Source organism: Aeromicrobium sp. UC242_57 (genome assembly GCF_044452305.1).
In the GTDB taxonomy this organism is placed as follows: domain Bacteria; phylum Actinomycetota; class Actinomycetes; order Propionibacteriales; family Nocardioidaceae; genus Aeromicrobium.
The window spans coordinates 683542-697740 of sequence record NZ_JBIOAM010000003.1 but is presented as its reverse complement, the minus strand read 5'-3'; the positions used below and the strand labels follow the sequence as shown (position 1 = coordinate 697740).

Sequence of the window (14199 nt, the reverse complement as noted above, 5' to 3'; positions counted from 1 at the left end):
CCACCACGGCGACGAACACGATGGTCCCGAGCACCGTCAGCAAGGTCCGCGAGGCCGGCGACCTGACGTCGTAGTCGGCGACGACTTCTTGTTTCGTCACGAATCGCCCTGCCCGGGTCGGGTCGAGACGGGCACGACGTCCTCGGCGCCCATGCGTGCGGCATCGGCCGTCTCGTCATCGGGCATGGTCTGGCTCTCCCGCTCGGCCTCGACCCGCTTGAGGTAGTGATCGACCTCGTTGGCCCGCTGCTCGTCGGTCCAGCCCAGCACACCACCCATCAGCGCGGCCACCTCGTCGGCGACCTCGGTGCCGCGGTCGAACGTCTCGATCGAGATACGCGTGCGACGGGCGATTGCGTCGTCGAGGTGGCGGGCACCCTCGTGGCTCGCCGCGTACACGATCTCGGCCCGCAGGTAGTCGTCCGCACCGGTCAACGGCTTGGCCAGGTCGGGCTGCTCGGCGATCAGGTCGAGGACCTCTCCGATGAGTGAGCCGTACCGGTGCAGCAGGTGCTCGATCCGGCCGACGCCGAGGCCGTGAGCGGTCGCGAGCATGTGTCGCTGGTTCCACAGCGCCTCGTAGCCGTCGGCGCCGAGCAGCGGAACGTCTTCGGTCACCGACGGCGGGGGCGTGACGGTCGAGCTGCGTCGACATGCCGTGCACGGCCGCGTCGACGGCGTCCTTGGCCATGACCCGGTACGTCGTGTACTTGCCGCCGGCGATGACGACGAGTCCCTTGACGCTCGTCCCGACTGCATGCTCGGCGCGACAACTTGCTGGTCGCCTCGTCCTCGCCCGACAGCAATGGACGCAGGCCCGCGTAGACGCCCTCGACGTCGGCGTGGGTCAGCGGCTCGACCAGCACCGCGTTGACGTGGTCGAGCAGGTAGTCGATGTCGCTGCGGCTCGCAGCCGGGTGGTCCTTCGACAGCGACCAGTCGGTGTCGGTCGTGCCGATGATCCAGTGCCGACCCCACGGGATGACGAACAGCACCGACTTCTCGGTGCGCAGGATCAGGCCCGACTCACCGCGGATCCGATCGCGCGGCACGACGAGGTGCACGCCCTTGCTGGCGCGGACGTGGAACTGTCCCCGCTCCCCCGCGAACGACTGCGTCTCGTCGGTCCAGACCCCGGTCGAGTTGACGACCTGCTTGGCCGCGATGCCGAACTCGCGCCCCGACTCCAGGTCCTTGACCGTGGCACCGACGACCCGGTCGCCTTCGCGGAGCAGCCCGACGACACGGTGCGGCTCGCGTCGTGTGCCCCGTAGGCCGCCGCTGTGCGGGACAGGAACATCGTGTGCCGGGCGTCGTCGACCTGGCCGTCGTAGTAGTGCAGCGCGCCGATCAGCGCGTCCTTCTTCAGGGCCGGCATGAGGCGGCGGGCACCACGGCGGGTCAGGTGGCGGTGGTGCGGGACGCCACGAAACGTCCCGACAGGAAGGCCAACGAGTCGTACAACGCGACACCGGCGCCCGCGTAGAACCGCTCCCAGCCGCGATGCGTCAGCGGGTAGAGGAACGGCACGGGGTGCACCAGGTGCGGGGCGAGGCGCTCGAGCAGCAGGCTTCGCTCGGCCAATGCCTCGGCGACGAGCCGGAAGTCGAGCATCTCGAGGTAGCGCAGGCCACCGTGGGTACGGCTCGCTCGAACGGCTCGACGTGCCCGAGGCGAAGTCTCGCGCCTCGACCAGGCCGACCGTCAGGCCTCGGGTCGCGGCGTCGAGGGCCGCGCCACCGCCGACGACACCTCCACCGATGACCAGGACGTCCAAGGGCGTCGATGCCATGGCATCGAGCGCAGCTTGGCGGTTCTCGGGCGACAGAGCAACAGAACGCATGGCCCCAGTCAATCAGGTGCGGACCACCGGCACCTCCCAGCCGAGGTCAGCGGTCGACCTCGACCCAGTCCAAGGTCTTGTCGACGGCCTTCTTCCACTGCGCGTGCTGGGCGTCGCGCTCGTCCGACGTCGTGGCCGGCTCCCAGCGCTTCGACTCGTTCCAGTTGGCGACCAGCTCGTCGGTGTTGGCCCAGTAGCCGACCGCCAGCCCTGCGGCGTAGGCCGCGCCCAGTGCCGTCGTCTCGGCCACGACCGGCCGGCTGACCGTCACGCCGAGCACGTCGGCCTGGATCTGCATGCACAGCTCGTTGGCCGTGACGCCTCCGTCGACTCGCAGGATCTGCAGGTCGAGGCAGGCGTCGGCGATCATCGCGTCGACGACGTCCTTGCTCTGCAGGCAGATCGCCTCCAACGCGGCGCGCGCGATGTGCGCCTTGGTGTTGTAGCGGGACAGGCCGACGATGACGCCGCGGGCGTCCGATCGCCAGTAGGGCGCGAACAGGCCGCTGAATGCCGGGACGAAGCAGACTCCTCCGCTGGAGTCGACCGAGGCGGCCAGCTCCTCCGGTCTCGCCCGCGGACGTGATGATGCCGAGCTGGTCGCGCAGCCACTGGATCGCCGAGCCGGTCACGGCGATCGAGCCCTCCAGCGCGTACACCGCCGGCGCGTCGCCGAACTTGTAGGCCATCGTGGTCAGCAGCCCGTTGGTCGACCTGATGATCTCGGTGCCGGTGTTGAGCACCAGGAAGTTGCCGGTTCCGTAGGTGTTCTTGAGCTGTCCTGGCTCGAAGCACACCTGGCCGACGAGGGCCGCGTGCTGGTCGCCGAGGTCACCGGCGATGGCCACCTCGGCACCGAACGGGCCGGCCGCCTCGGTGTGCCCGTAGACCTCGGACGACGACTTGATCTGCGGCAGCATCGAGCGCGGGATGTCGAACAGGGCTAGCAGCGTCGTCCCATGCCAGCTGTTCGAGGTCCATCAGCATCGTGCGGCTGGCATTCGTGACGTCGGTCAGGTGCAGACCGCCGTCGGGGCCGCCACTGAGCCACCAGATGATCCACGTGTCGATGTTGCCGAAGATCGCATGTCCGGCCTCGGCGTCAGCACGGGCACCGTCGACGTTGTCGAGGATCCACTGGATCTTGCCGCCGGAGAAGTACGGGGCCGGTGTCAGGCCCGACCGCTCGCGGATCAGGTCGGCGTGGCCGTCGTGGTGCAGCGCGGCTGCGATCTTGTCGGTGCGGGTGTCTTGCCAGACGATCGCGTTGTAGTAGGGCTCGCCGGTGCGGCGGTCCACACGACCGTCGTCTCGCGCTGGTTCGTGATGCCGATCGCGGCGAGGTCGTCCGCGGTGATCCCTGCCCGGCCCATCGCACCCTCGACGACGTCCTGCGTCGCCTCCCAGATCTCGTGCGGATCGTGCTCGACCCAGCCGGCCTGCGGCATGATCTGCTCGTGCTCGAGCTGGTGCCTGGCTACTTCATGGCCGTCGTGGTCGAAGATCATGAACCGCGTGCTGGTGGTGCCCTGGTCGATCGCACCGACATACTTCGTCATGCGCCAGACCCTATCCGTAGGCTCATGGCATGCGCTTGATCCTGATCCGCCACGGCCAGACCCCCGCCAATGTCGATGGAGTTCTCGAGTCCACTGTCCCGGGTCCGGGCCTGACCGAGCTCGGCCTCGAGCAGGCCGCCGAGCTTGCCTGCGGCACTGGCCCACGAACCGATCGACGCGCTGTACGTGTCGTCGATGATCCGGACCCACCTGACCGCCGCGCCGCTCGCTGAGGCGCGTGGTCTCGTTCCGGTCGAACGACACGGGGCGCGCGAGATCTCCGCCGGAGACGTCGAGGGCAACGCCGACGAGGCTTCGGTGCACCAGTACGTGTCGACGTTGCTGAGCTGGTGCGGCGGCGACCTCGACGTCCGGATGCCGGGCGCCGAGAACGGGCACGAGGTGCTCCAGCGGTTCGACGAGGTCGTTGCCGAGGCGGAGGACCTCGGGCACCAGGCCGTCGCGATCGTGAGCCACGGCGCGATGATCCGTGCGTGGTGCGCGGCGCGCGCGGACGACGTCGACCTGGAGTTCGTGCGGCACCACTACGTCGTCAACACCGGGGTCGTCGTGCTCAACGGCTCGATGAAGTCGAGCTGGGAGGTCGAGTCGTGGCTCGGCCAGAGCATCAGCGAAGCTGCGGCCAGAGGGGTCACCTCGGACCACAGCCCCGCCTCGGAGACCGTCGACGACTGAGGTCAGCCGTCGCAGGAGGTGGAGGACGTCCGGTAGGACGTAGTCCCGTTCCACACGAACTCGGTCCCGTCCTGGTCGGTATACGTCACCCGTAGCGGGCCAGCGTGGGAATCGGGACGTGTCTTGACTCCCACGACGAACGAGACCGTGTCGGAGCTGCCACCTGGTACCGATGCGCCCTTCGCAGACGGAGCTGCCTGCAGTGCCTGCGCAGACGTGGCCTCGTCAGGGCGCAGCCGGGGCGGCCAGCCGTTCCGCGCTCCGACCAGAGTGGTGTCGCCCGAGCTCGGCACGAACAGCATCTTTGTCCCGACGACAGACATCCCTTGGGCGTCGGTGAGGCTGATGCTGTCGATGGTCAACGACTCCTTCGACTTGTTCTGGGTTGCCTCGACCCCGAACGTCAACAGTCCATCATCCGTCTGGAGCATGCAGACCTCATTGCGGTCCGTGCTCGTCTCCAGCGGTCCATCAACGCGCGGCGGCTCCCCGTCGGACCCGCAGGCCGTCGTCGACAGGACGACAGCTGCGAGCACGACCTTCACACGCCGGTCCATCTACTTGGGCTTCGCGATGAGGACTTGTGGCGAACCGGTCGGGTATCCCTGACGACCGCAGAGCTTGGCGGCACCGGTGAAGCTGACCGTCTGCTTGACCGTGGACGTGAAACCGGACCGGGCACTGAGCTCCACCACGGTCATGCCCGAGTTGGACACACCCGCGTTGAACTCGTACGCGGCAGTGTTCGCCTTCGAGAACGACGATCCTTTCTCATATGACGTGCACTTGGTAGCGGACGGCAGGTTCCTCTTCAAGGTGCTCGTCCCGCCACGCCACGAGATCGGTTCGATCTTGAAGTTGTCAGAGCAGGTCCATCCAGCCGTGCAGGTCAAGTACTGGCGCTTCTGGTAGTGGAACTGGCTACGGAACTTCACGCTGGTCTTGCCTGTGCGCGTTGGGAACCCGATCTCCGCACTCGACGATCGGGACTTGGATGCCCCTGCTTTGAACGATCCGGCTTTGCCGGTCGGCGAAACAGCCACACCAAGGGACGTCGACGAGGACTTGGAGTAGTAGAACTTGCTCTTGACCGCAGAAGTCGTCGATGCCCATTGGCCGACATACGCCCACCTGGACCCATAGTCCTTGACGACAGAGACGCTGGTGGACATCGGGCTCACGTCACCTGTTGCGCGGCTTGCTGTCTTCTGGACTACTTGCGTGTCCTTCGAGGTGAGGTCGAAGGACAGCGACTCGGGCACGGCCGCAAGCTTGGACGCCCTCACTCTCGACGCGTCGTAAGCCTTGGCGGAGTCCACGGCAACTAGCCGCGAGACTGGCACGGCAGTGTCGACTTGACGTTGGAAATCAGCTGTCTGAACGTGTGCCCCATCCTGCGCGACAGCGGTGAAGGTGAGGATCCCGGCCGGGTCCGCGTGGGCGTTCAGCGCGAAGTCATCAGGCAGCTCAACGGCATAGGCGCCGTTGGCGTCCGTCGTCGCGGTACCGATCAGAGGCATGAACGCCGACTCCCCTGCCTTGAGACTCTCCGAGTCGGCCGGTTCGGCGAACACGGCAACTCGAGCACCGGCGGCTGGCTCACCTGCGGCATCGGCAACGTTCCCAGCGACGAGGACCGCCTCTGCAGTTGCCGGGGCTGCCGTGGCGGCCGTGATGTTGGCGGCGACAATCGCTGCGCCGAACGCGAGAACAGGTATGGCAAGACGTTTCATCACATTCCCCCGAATGCTCGAACTGGATGACTACTCTTCTGCGACATCCTGACACGAGTATGGCCGGATTCTCGAGCATCTTGCATGCCATGGCCTAGCAACACCATTGCAGCTTGTCGAAAGGGCTTCCCCTCTCGACAAGCCGCAATGGGGCGGCCGGTCAGAGCATCTCGCCGCGCAGATCTGCGTGCGGGACGGTGGGGATCTGCCCGAGCCGACCCTTCTGGAAGTCCTCGAAACGCCTGCATGACCTCGGCCTTGGTGTTCATCACGAACGGTCCGGCCCAGGCGATCGGCTCGCGAATCGGCAGACCTCCGAGCAGGACGACCTCGAGCGCCGGGTCCTTGGAGTCCTGGCGCTGATCGGCGCCCACCGTGATGGTCTCGCCGTGCCCGAGGACGGCGAGCTGGCCGGCCCGGATCGGCCGACGCTCGCGTCCGACATATCCGGCGCCGCCCATGACGTAGACGAGCGCGTTGAAGTCGGTGCGCCACGGCACGGTGAGCTCGGCTCCGGGCAGCACCGTCGCATGCACCATGGCCATCGGGGTGTGCGTCGAGCCGGGCCCCTCGACCCCGTCGACCTCGCCGGCGATGACGCGCAGCAGCGCGCCGGCGTCGGGGGTCGAGGCCAGTCCGACGTCGCTGGCCCGGATGTCCTGGTAGTGCGGAGGCAGCCACTTGGAGGCCTTCGGCAGGTTGACCCACAGCTGCAGGCCGTGGAACAGCCCACCCTTGGCGACGAGCCACTCCGGCGGGGCCTCGATGTGCAGGAGACCGCTGGCGGCCGTCATCCACTGGGTATCGCCGTCGGTGATCGAGCCGCCCCCGCCATTGCTGTCCTGGTGGTCCATGACGCCGTCGATCATGTAGGTCACGGTCTCGAAGCCGCGGTGCGGGTGCCACGGAGTGCCCTTGGGCTCGCCCGGCGCGTACTCGACCTCACCCATCTGGTCCATGTGGATGAACGGGTCGAGCTTGGCGGCGTCGACGCCGGCGAACGCCCGGCGCACCGGGAAGCCTTCTCCTTCGTAGCCCTGAGGCGCGGACGTGACGCTGATCGGCGCACGGTCTTCGGTCTGCGTCGGCGCCGCGATCACGCGGGGCAGAACGGTCCAGTCGGCAACAGTCACAGCAGGCATCGTGTTCTCCTTGGTAGGTTTCTCATAGTAGTTCAATTTTCAACTACATGCAACTATTCCGATAGCCTGCCTCCATGAGCCCCCTCGTGCCCACGATCCGCGCAGCGCTCCGCGACGCGGCCGAGCCCGAGCGTGCACCGGCGATGCAGGCCTACATGAAGTCCGCGATGCCCTACCTCGGCGTACGGCTCCCGGTCGTCCGCTCGCTCGCCCGCAAGGCCGTCCGCGGCTACCCGCCGGAGACGCTGGACGATCTCGAAGCCGCCGTGCGCACGCTCTGGGACGACGCCCAGTTCCGCGAGGAGCGCTATGCCGCCTGCGGCTTGCTCGACCACCCCCTCGCCACCGGGGCTCCAGCCTGGTCCCCGTCTACGAGCACCTCGCCACGAGCGGCGCCTGGTGGGACCACGTCGATGCCCTGTCGCACCGCATCGGCGACCTGCACGACGCGCACCCCGTCGAGACCGCCGCGCTCGTCCGCGCCTGGAGCACCCACGACGACCTGTGGCTGCGACGGCTCGCGATCATCAGCCAGCCCAGCCGCAAGGACCGCCTCGACACCGCCGTCCTGACCGACACGATCGAGCCCAATGTCACCGACACCGAGTTCTTCATCCGCAAGGCGATCGGCTGGGCCCTGCGCCAGCACGCGCGCGTCGACCCGGCCTGGGTGCGGACGTTCGTCGCCGAGCACGACGGTCTCAGCAGCCGAGCAAGCGAGAAGCCCTCAAGCACCTCAAGCAGACCTAGCGCCTGAAACGGCCCTAGTCTGGATCGATGACGCAGATACCCGCTCCCGAGCACGTCGACGTCGCGATCATCGGCGGTGGCCACAACGCACTGGTCGCCTCCATCTACCTGGCCCGCGCCGGCAAGCATGTCGTGATCCTCGAACGACTCCCCCACGTCGGCGGTGCGGCGATCAGCGCGCAGACCTTCCCTGACCACGCTGCCCGCCTGTCGCGGTACTCCTATCTCGTGAGCCTCATGCCTCAGCAGCTGCATCGACGAGCTCGGACTGCGCCTCGACCTCCGTTCACGCGAGACCGCCTCCTACACGCCGTACGACGACAAAGGACTGCTCGTCGAGACAGCGGAGGGCCCGCAGACCCAGGAGTCGTTCCGGGCCTTGACCGGATCAGATGCCGAGCACGCCGCCTGGAAAGGGTTCTACGCCGAGGTCGCGACGGTCGCCGAGGCGATCGCGCCGACCCTGCTGCAGCCGCTGCCCCACATCGGCGACCTGCGGGACCAGGTCGAGATGGCGATCTGGACCGATCTGGTCGACGAGCCCCTCGGCACCGCGATCGAGCGCCGATTCACCCACGACCTCGTCCGCGGCATCATCGGCACTGACGCGCTGATCGGGACGTTCGCCTCGCTGCACGACCCGAGCCTGATCCAGAACAAGTGCTTCCTGTACCACCTGATCGGCAACGGCACCGGCGAGTGGCGAGTCCCCGTCGGAGGCATGGGCGCGGTCACCGGCGAGCTCCAGCGCATCGCCCGGGAGGCCGGGGTCGAGATCCGCACCGGTGCCGGCGTCCGGTCGGTGCAGACCCACGCCACCGGTGCCGTCGTGTCGGGCGACGGATTCGAGTTCGACGCCGACTGGGTGCTCAGGCGGAGTCGCGCCGTACGTCCTCGCGGGCCTGCGAGATCAGCCGCTCCCGACCAAGCCGTCGGGCTCCCAGTTCAAGATCAACCTGCTGGTGTCGCGCCTGCCGCGGTTGAAGTCAGGCATCGACCCGGAGATCGCCTTCGCCGGGACGCTGCACCTGGGTGAGTCGATGAGCCAGCTGGAGACCGCCTACCGCGAGGCCGCCTCCGGCTCGCTGCCCTCTCAGGCCACGGGCGAGCTGTACTGCCACACCCTCACGGATCGCTCGATCCTCGGACCCGAGCTTGCTGCCACGACAGCCCAGACGCTGACCTACTTCGGCCTCCACACCCCCTACGCGGTACTACCCGACGAGGCCGCCGCCGAGCAGGCCTACGAGCAGTTCATCGCAGCGCTCGAAGAATTCTGTGTGGAACCGGTCACACCGTTGATCCTGGGTGTCGAGCACAAGACACCGGCCCAGATCGAGGAAGCCCTCGCGATGCCCGGCGGGCACATCTTCCACGGCGACCTGCAGTGGCCATGGCTCGAAGAGGGCGAAAAGGCCCGTCGTCCCGGCGAGAGCTGGGGCGTCGCCACGGATCATCCGCGGGTCCTGATGTGCGGAAGCGGCGCGCGGCGCGGAGGCGCCGTCAGCGGCATCGGGGGCCACAACGCGGCCCACGCCATCCTGGATTATGAAGTCCCGATAGGGGCCTGCGTAATGTTTCACTCGCTTCGCCGCGCAAGTGGCAGAGCAGCAACACGCGGCATTAGCTCAATTGGCAGAGCAGCTGACTCTTAATCAGCGGGTTCGGGGTTCGAGTCCCTGATGCCGCACTTGGCCCCCATTCCTCGCCGAATGGGGGTCATTTTGCATTTCTGCGAACCTGCTGCCTGACGGGAACTCTCCCACCGTGGATCGAGTTGGTCAGGACAAGGAGGAACAACTATGAAGTGTCCGACCGACAACGCAACCCTCGTGATGAGTGAGCGTTCCGGCATCGAGATCGACTACTGCCCAGAGTGCCGGGGCGTGTGGCTCGATCGCGGCGAGCTCGACAAGATCATCGACCGCGCCACCGCCGATGCACCGAGCCCGGCCGCCGTGCCGGCGCCGCAATACGCACCACCTCAGCAGGCTCAGCCGCAGTACGCCGAACCCCGCTACGACGATCGCCAGCGCTACGGCCAGCAGCCGTACCGCAAGAAGAAGAAGGAGCACTGGCTCAGCGAGTGTTCGACTAATTTCAAGCAAGTCGACGGAGCCGGAATAAGCACCGCGGTTCCTCCGGTTGGCACTGACATGAAGATCTTGCTCACCGGAGGGAACCGGATACATCGGCTCGGCTGTACTCGACGCACTCGTCGCGGCCGGACACCAGGTCACGGCAGTCGTGCGCAGCCAGGCGTCCTCGCTGGCGGTGAGCGATCGCGGAGGCATCGGCATCATCGGCGACCTGTTCGACGCACCGTGGCTCAGCTCCGCTGCGCGGCCACGATGCTGCGATCCATGCCGCTGCCGGCAGCGACGAGCGCGATCCCGAGCGAACGACGCCGTGGCGACCGCCGTGATCGATGCCTTCGGCGGCACAGACAAGCCGTTCATCCACACCGGCGGTATCTGGACCTACGGCAACAACTCCCAGATCGTCGAGACCAACGAGCCCGCACCGCCGACGCTGACTGCCTGGCGTCCGGCCGGTGAGCAGCGCCTCCTCGAGGCCGATATCAGGGCCACCGTCATCCAGCCTGCCGTCGTCTACGGCCGCGGGGCCGGCATCCCGGCGATGCTGACGCACGCGGCGGCCGAGGACGGCACGCTAGCCCTGATCGGCAGCGGCGAGCAGCACTGGGCCACCGTCCACGTCGACGACCTGGCCGATCTCTACGTCCTCGCGCTCCAGGCGCCGGGCAAGCGAGCGTACGTCGGTGCCAGCGGCGAGAACCCGACGGTCCGCGAGCTCGGCGAGGCGCTGACATCTGCTGTCACCCCCGAGTCCGACGAGGCCACCGTGGCGCGGCTCGGCCTGTTCGGTGAGGCGCTGCTGCTCGACCAGCAGGCGTCCGGCCAGCGCGCCAAGACCGAGCTCGAGTGGCGGCCCTCGCGTCCGACACTCGTCGAGCTTCCCTGGCGAAGGGCTACGCCGACGCCGAGTGATCGGGCATCCTGACAGCATGTGGATCGGCTGGCTCGAGCTCGACCTCCTGCTCGGAGACGTGCACTCCCTCAAGACCAAGCGCTCCCTCGTGCGTCCGCTGCTGTCAGACCTGCGACGGACGTTCACGGTGGCAGCGGCCGAGACCGGGAGCCTCGACCTCCACCGGCGTGCAGGGGTCGGGGTCAGCCTCGTGGCCGCCGACAGCCAGCACGTCATCGACGTCCTCGACAAGGTCGAGGACTTCGTCGCCCGGCGACCCGAGCTCGACCTGCTGTCGGCGCACCGTCGCATCGTGTCGAGCACGGACGAGTAGCGGTCAGCTCAGCCGGTAGCCGATGCCCGGGTCGGTCAGGAAGATCCGCGGCCTGGACGGATCGGCTTCGAGCTTGCGGCGTAGCTGGGCGAGGTAGACCCTCAGGTAGTTCGTCTCACGCGAGTAGCCGGGCCCCCAGACCTCGTGCAGCAGCTCGGACTGGCGCACGAGCTTGCCGCGACGACGGGCCAGCACCTCGACGATGTGCCACTCGGTCGGGGTCAACCGCACTTCCTGGCCAGCGCGGAGCGCATGCCGCTCGCCGATGTCGAGGACGACGTCGTCGATCTCCACGAGCGGCACGACGGCGTCGGACCCACCACGCCGCACTGCGGCCCGCACCCGGGCCATCAGCTCTTCCAGCTCGAACGGCTTGGTGACGTAGTCGTCCGCCCCCTCGTCGAGCGCCTCGACCTTGTCGTCCGACTCGTGCCTGGCCGACAGCACGACCACCGGAACCTGCGTGTGGGTGCGGAGCCGCTTGAGCACCGCCACCCCGTCGAGGTCAGGCAACCCCAGGTCGAGGATCACGACGTCCGGCATGCGCTCGTCGACGATCTGCAAGGCCGATCGGCCGTCGGCGGCCGTCTCGACGTCGTAGCCGCGCGCCCGCAGGTTGATCGACAACGTCCGACAGATCGCCGGGTCGTCGTCGACGACGAGCACGAACGTCATGCGGCTCCCCCTCTCAGCGGCAGGTCGAGGTTGAACGTCAGACCGCCACCGGCGGTGTCCTCGGCGGTCAACGTACCGCCCATCGCCTCGGTCAGGCCGCGAGCGACCGCCAAGCCGAGACCGATGCCCTCGCCGCGCGGCACGTCGCCCAGACGCTGGAACGGTTCGAAGAGGCGATCGCGTTGCTCGGCCGGGACCCCTGGACCGGTGTCGACGACCCGGACGATCGCACGATCGCCAGAGGCCGAGGAGTCGACCAGCACACGGGTGTCGTCGGGGGCATAGGTCAGGGCGTTGGCCACGACATTGGCCAGCACCCGTTCGAGCAGGCCTGCGTCGGCAGCGACCAGAGACGCGTCTGCGGCGAGACGGACGTCGACGCGCTCCTGCCCCGGCAGCGCCGACAGCGCTGCCGCGATGGCGCCCTGCAGCTCGACCTCGTCGACGTTCGCGGTGACCGCGCCCATCTGCAGGCGGCTCATGTCGAGCAGGTTCGCCACCAGGTCGTCGAGCCGGTCTGCGCCTTCCTCGACCGTCGCGAGCAAGGCTTGCTCGTCCTCGTCCGACCAGGCGATGTCGGTGTTCCGCAGGCTGCTGATCGCAGCCTTGACCGCAGCGAGCGGCGAGCGCAAGTCGTGCGACACCGCCGCCAGGAGCGCGGTCCGGGTGCGGTCGGCCTCGGCCAGCAGCCGACGTTCGCCACTCTCGATCGTCGCCCGTCGGCGCTCGGCCAGCACCGACGCGTGCGCGGCGTAGGCCTTGAGCAGTCGCTGATCGGCGGCAGGCAGCGCACGGCCTACCAGCGCCAGGTGAGTGTCGTCGTCGACTGCGACCACGACATCGGCCTCAGCCAGCGAGGCGATCGGCGCGCCGCTGGCTTCGACGGTGCTGCCGTCGGCAGCGATGATCGCGGCACCCCGCATCCCGAACAGCTGCACGCCCCGGACAGCAGCGAGGCGAAGTCGCCGGCGTGCAGCAGGCTGTGCGACAGCACCGCGAGCGCATCAGCCTCAGCCGACGCCCGCTCTGCCTGGGCGGTGCGCCGTGCGGCCAGACCCACCACCGACGACACCGCCAGCCCGACGATCACGAACAGCACGACGGCGATCGCATTGTCACCGCTCGCGATCGTGATCGTGCGCAGTGGCGGCGTGAAGTAGTAGTTGAGCACGAAGCCGCTGATCAGCGAGCAGGCCGTCGCGGGCCACCTGCCACCGACGATCGCGGTCGCCACGACCAACGCCATGAAGAACATCGCCTCGCTCGACAGCCCGTGCAGGTCTGACGTCGCCAGCATCAGCGCTGCCAGCGCGAACGGTCCCAGCACGCCGACGGCATAGCCCGCGAGACGACGTCGTCGGCTCAGGTCAGGGGTGCTGCGGGCCGCCGACCGGGCGCGTCGGGCGTGGTCGTGCGTCACGATGTGCACGTCGATGTCGCCCGACCCGGCGATGACGGTCTCGCCGATACCGGGGTTGGCGAGCGTCGACAGACGTCCGCGACGGCTGGCACCGATCAGCACCTGCGTCGCGTTCTCGGCGCGGGCGAAGTCGAGGATCGCCGTCGCGGGTGCTATCGCCGACGACCGAGTGGAAGGTGCCGCCCAGGTCGTCGGTCAGGACGTGCAGCCGGGCGCAGCCGGTCCGGATCGAGCTGGGTCAACCCGTCACCGCGAGTCACGTACAGCGCCAGCCACTCACCGGTGCCGGTCCGCGACACAATGCGTGCGGCTCGGCGCAGCAGCACCTCTGACTCCGGGCCGCCGCTCACCGCGACGACGATCCGCTCACGCGCGGCCCAGGTCGACTCGATGTCGTGCTGGCTCCGATACCGCTCCAGCCCCTCGTCGACCCGGTCCGCAAGCCACAGCAGAGCCAGCTCCCGCAGGGCGGTCAGATTGCCCTCGCGGAAGAACTGTCCCATCGCCGCGTCGACCTTGTCGGCTGCGTAGATGTTGCCGTGCGCCATGCGCCGACGCAGCGACTGCGGGCTCATGTCGACCAGCTCGACCGCATCAGCCTGGCGCACGACCCGATCGGGGACGGTCTCGCGCTGGCGGACACCGGTGATCGCCTCGACGACGTCGTTGAGCGACTCGAGATGCTGGATGTTGACGGTCGTGATGACGCAGATACCGGCCTCGAGCAGCTTTTCCACGTCCTGCCAGCGCTTCTCGTGGCCCGCCCCGGGCACGTTGGTATGAGCCAGCTCGTCGACGAGCGCGACATCGGGCCTGCGCGCGATCAGCGCCTGCAGGTCGAGCTCCTCCTGGACCGTCCCGCGATGGTCCAGGACCAGGCGCGGCAGGACCTCGAGGTCGCCGAGCTGCTCGATCGTGTGCACCCGGCCGTGGGTCTCGACGAGTCCGACGACGACGTCGGTGCCCCGTGCAGCCCGTCGACGTCCTTCGTCGAGCATCGCGTACGTCTTGCCGACTCCCGGCGACGCGCCGAGGTACACCGCAGGCTGCCCCGTG

The 14199-nt window shown here is 68.2% G+C and carries 15 protein-coding genes, 1 tRNA gene and 5 pseudogenes; 10 read left to right on the top strand and 11 right to left on the bottom strand.

Annotation, left to right across the window (positions count from 1 at the left end):
* Positions 1–96 precede the first annotated feature (96 nt).
* From ACHMWU_RS14270 to glpK, 3 genes and pseudogenes are all read right to left on the bottom strand, one after another.
* Positions 97–618 carry a glycerol-3-phosphate dehydrogenase C-terminal domain-containing protein gene (locus ACHMWU_RS14270; protein WP_396044653.1) on the bottom strand — a complete coding sequence of 174 codons (522 nt, stop codon included), beginning with the start codon at positions 616–618 and terminating at the stop codon, positions 97–99.
* Positions 615–1792 (bottom strand): annotated as a pseudogene (locus ACHMWU_RS14265) (glycerol-3-phosphate dehydrogenase/oxidase). The gene ACHMWU_RS14270 and the pseudogene ACHMWU_RS14265 overlap by 4 nt, the downstream one beginning before the upstream one ends.
* A gap of 97 nt (positions 1793–1889) precedes the next feature.
* Positions 1890–3402, bottom strand: a pseudogene (glpK, locus tag ACHMWU_RS14260) (glycerol kinase GlpK).
* Positions 3403–3431: 29 nt separating this feature from the next.
* Here glpK and ACHMWU_RS14255 point away from each other — a divergent pair.
* Both ACHMWU_RS14255 and ACHMWU_RS14250 read left to right on the top strand, forming a co-directional pair.
* A complete protein-coding gene (locus ACHMWU_RS14255; protein WP_396044651.1) occupies positions 3432–3635 on the top strand; it encodes a histidine phosphatase family protein in 204 nt (67 codons plus the stop codon).
* Positions 3598–4098 (top strand): histidine phosphatase family protein, encoded by a 501-nt coding sequence (locus ACHMWU_RS14250; protein WP_396044649.1) that lies wholly within the window; start codon positions 3598–3600, stop codon positions 4096–4098. Before ACHMWU_RS14255 ends, ACHMWU_RS14250 begins: the two co-directional genes overlap by 38 nt.
* Before the next feature lie 2 nt (positions 4099–4100).
* Here ACHMWU_RS14250 and ACHMWU_RS14245 read toward each other — a convergent pair whose 3' ends face one another.
* From ACHMWU_RS14245 to ACHMWU_RS14235, 3 genes are read right to left on the bottom strand one after another with little or no spacing between them, the layout of a single operon-like run.
* Positions 4101–4643: a hypothetical protein gene (locus ACHMWU_RS14245; RefSeq protein ID WP_396044647.1), complete on the bottom strand. Its 543-nt coding sequence runs from the start codon at positions 4641–4643 to the stop codon at positions 4101–4103.
* A gap of 12 nt (positions 4644–4655) precedes the next feature.
* Positions 4656–5831, bottom strand: a complete 1176-nt coding sequence (locus tag ACHMWU_RS14240) for a hypothetical protein (protein ID WP_396044645.1) — start codon at positions 5829–5831, stop codon at positions 4656–4658.
* The gene (locus tag ACHMWU_RS14235) at positions 5831–6973 is read right to left on the bottom strand and encodes a pirin family protein (protein ID WP_396044643.1); all 1143 of its coding nucleotides are present in this window, start codon (positions 6971–6973) and stop codon (positions 5831–5833) included. Before ACHMWU_RS14235 ends, ACHMWU_RS14240 begins: the two co-directional genes overlap by 1 nt.
* Positions 6974–7047: 74 nt before the next feature.
* On the opposite strand from ACHMWU_RS14235, the pseudogene ACHMWU_RS14230 reads away from it, so the two are divergent.
* The 4 genes and pseudogenes from ACHMWU_RS14230 to ACHMWU_RS14215 form a co-directional block, all read left to right on the top strand.
* Positions 7048–7248: pseudogene (locus ACHMWU_RS14230) on the top strand (DNA alkylation repair protein); the annotation flags it as partial.
* Positions 7249–7250: 2 nt separating this feature from the next.
* Complete coding sequence (locus ACHMWU_RS14225; protein ID WP_396046764.1) at positions 7251–7730, top strand: DNA alkylation repair protein; 480 nt, start codon at positions 7251–7253, stop codon at positions 7728–7730.
* A gap of 20 nt (positions 7731–7750) precedes the next feature.
* Positions 7751–7933, top strand: a pseudogene (locus ACHMWU_RS14220) (NAD(P)-binding protein); the annotation flags it as partial.
* A gap of 169 nt (positions 7934–8102) precedes the next feature.
* Positions 8103–8759, top strand: a complete 657-nt coding sequence (locus tag ACHMWU_RS14215) for a hypothetical protein (protein ID WP_396044641.1) — start codon at positions 8103–8105, stop codon at positions 8757–8759.
* Positions 8760–8937: 178 nt separating this feature from the next.
* Here the strand turns inward: ACHMWU_RS14215 and ACHMWU_RS14210 are convergent, their stop codons facing one another.
* Positions 8938–9246: a hypothetical protein gene (locus ACHMWU_RS14210; protein WP_396044639.1), complete on the bottom strand. Its 309-nt coding sequence runs from the start codon at positions 9244–9246 to the stop codon at positions 8938–8940.
* Positions 9247–9340: 94 nt separating this feature from the next.
* Between ACHMWU_RS14210 and ACHMWU_RS14205 the strand changes: the two genes are divergently transcribed.
* The 4 genes and pseudogenes from ACHMWU_RS14205 to ACHMWU_RS14190 all read left to right on the top strand — a co-directional run bounded on the left by ACHMWU_RS14205 (position 9341) and on the right by ACHMWU_RS14190 (position 11048).
* Positions 9341–9413, top strand: a tRNA-Lys gene (locus tag ACHMWU_RS14205).
* 112 nt (positions 9414–9525) lie between these two features.
* Positions 9526–9639, top strand: a pseudogene (locus tag ACHMWU_RS14200) (zf-TFIIB domain-containing protein); the annotation flags it as partial.
* Positions 9640–9913: 274 nt separating this feature from the next.
* Positions 9914–10747 carry an NAD-dependent epimerase/dehydratase family protein gene (locus ACHMWU_RS14195; RefSeq protein WP_396046762.1) on the top strand — a complete coding sequence of 278 codons (834 nt, stop codon included), beginning with the start codon at positions 9914–9916 and terminating at the stop codon, positions 10745–10747.
* Positions 10748–10751: 4 nt separating this feature from the next.
* On the top strand, positions 10752–11048 hold the full coding sequence (locus tag ACHMWU_RS14190) for a DUF503 domain-containing protein (protein WP_396044637.1): 297 nt from the start codon (positions 10752–10754) through the stop codon (positions 11046–11048).
* Positions 11049–11051: 3 nt separating this feature from the next.
* Here ACHMWU_RS14190 and ACHMWU_RS14185 read toward each other — a convergent pair whose 3' ends face one another.
* The 4 genes from ACHMWU_RS14185 to ACHMWU_RS14170 form a co-directional block, all read right to left on the bottom strand.
* Positions 11052–11723 (bottom strand): response regulator, encoded by a 672-nt coding sequence (locus ACHMWU_RS14185; RefSeq protein WP_396044635.1) that lies wholly within the window; start codon positions 11721–11723, stop codon positions 11052–11054.
* Positions 11720–12367 carry a sensor histidine kinase gene (locus ACHMWU_RS14180; protein WP_396046760.1) on the bottom strand — a complete coding sequence of 216 codons (648 nt, stop codon included), beginning with the start codon at positions 12365–12367 and terminating at the stop codon, positions 11720–11722. The genes ACHMWU_RS14185 and ACHMWU_RS14180 overlap by 4 nt, the downstream gene beginning before the upstream one ends.
* A 152-nt stretch (positions 12368–12519) precedes the next feature.
* Entirely contained in the window at positions 12520–13245 is a 726-nt protein-coding gene (locus ACHMWU_RS14175; RefSeq protein ID WP_396044633.1) for a DUF4118 domain-containing protein, read from the bottom strand.
* A gap of 50 nt (positions 13246–13295) precedes the next feature.
* On the bottom strand, positions 13296–14183 hold the full coding sequence (locus ACHMWU_RS14170) for a hypothetical protein (RefSeq protein ID WP_396044631.1): 888 nt from the start codon (positions 14181–14183) through the stop codon (positions 13296–13298).
* Between the last annotated feature and the right edge of the window lie 16 nt (positions 14184–14199).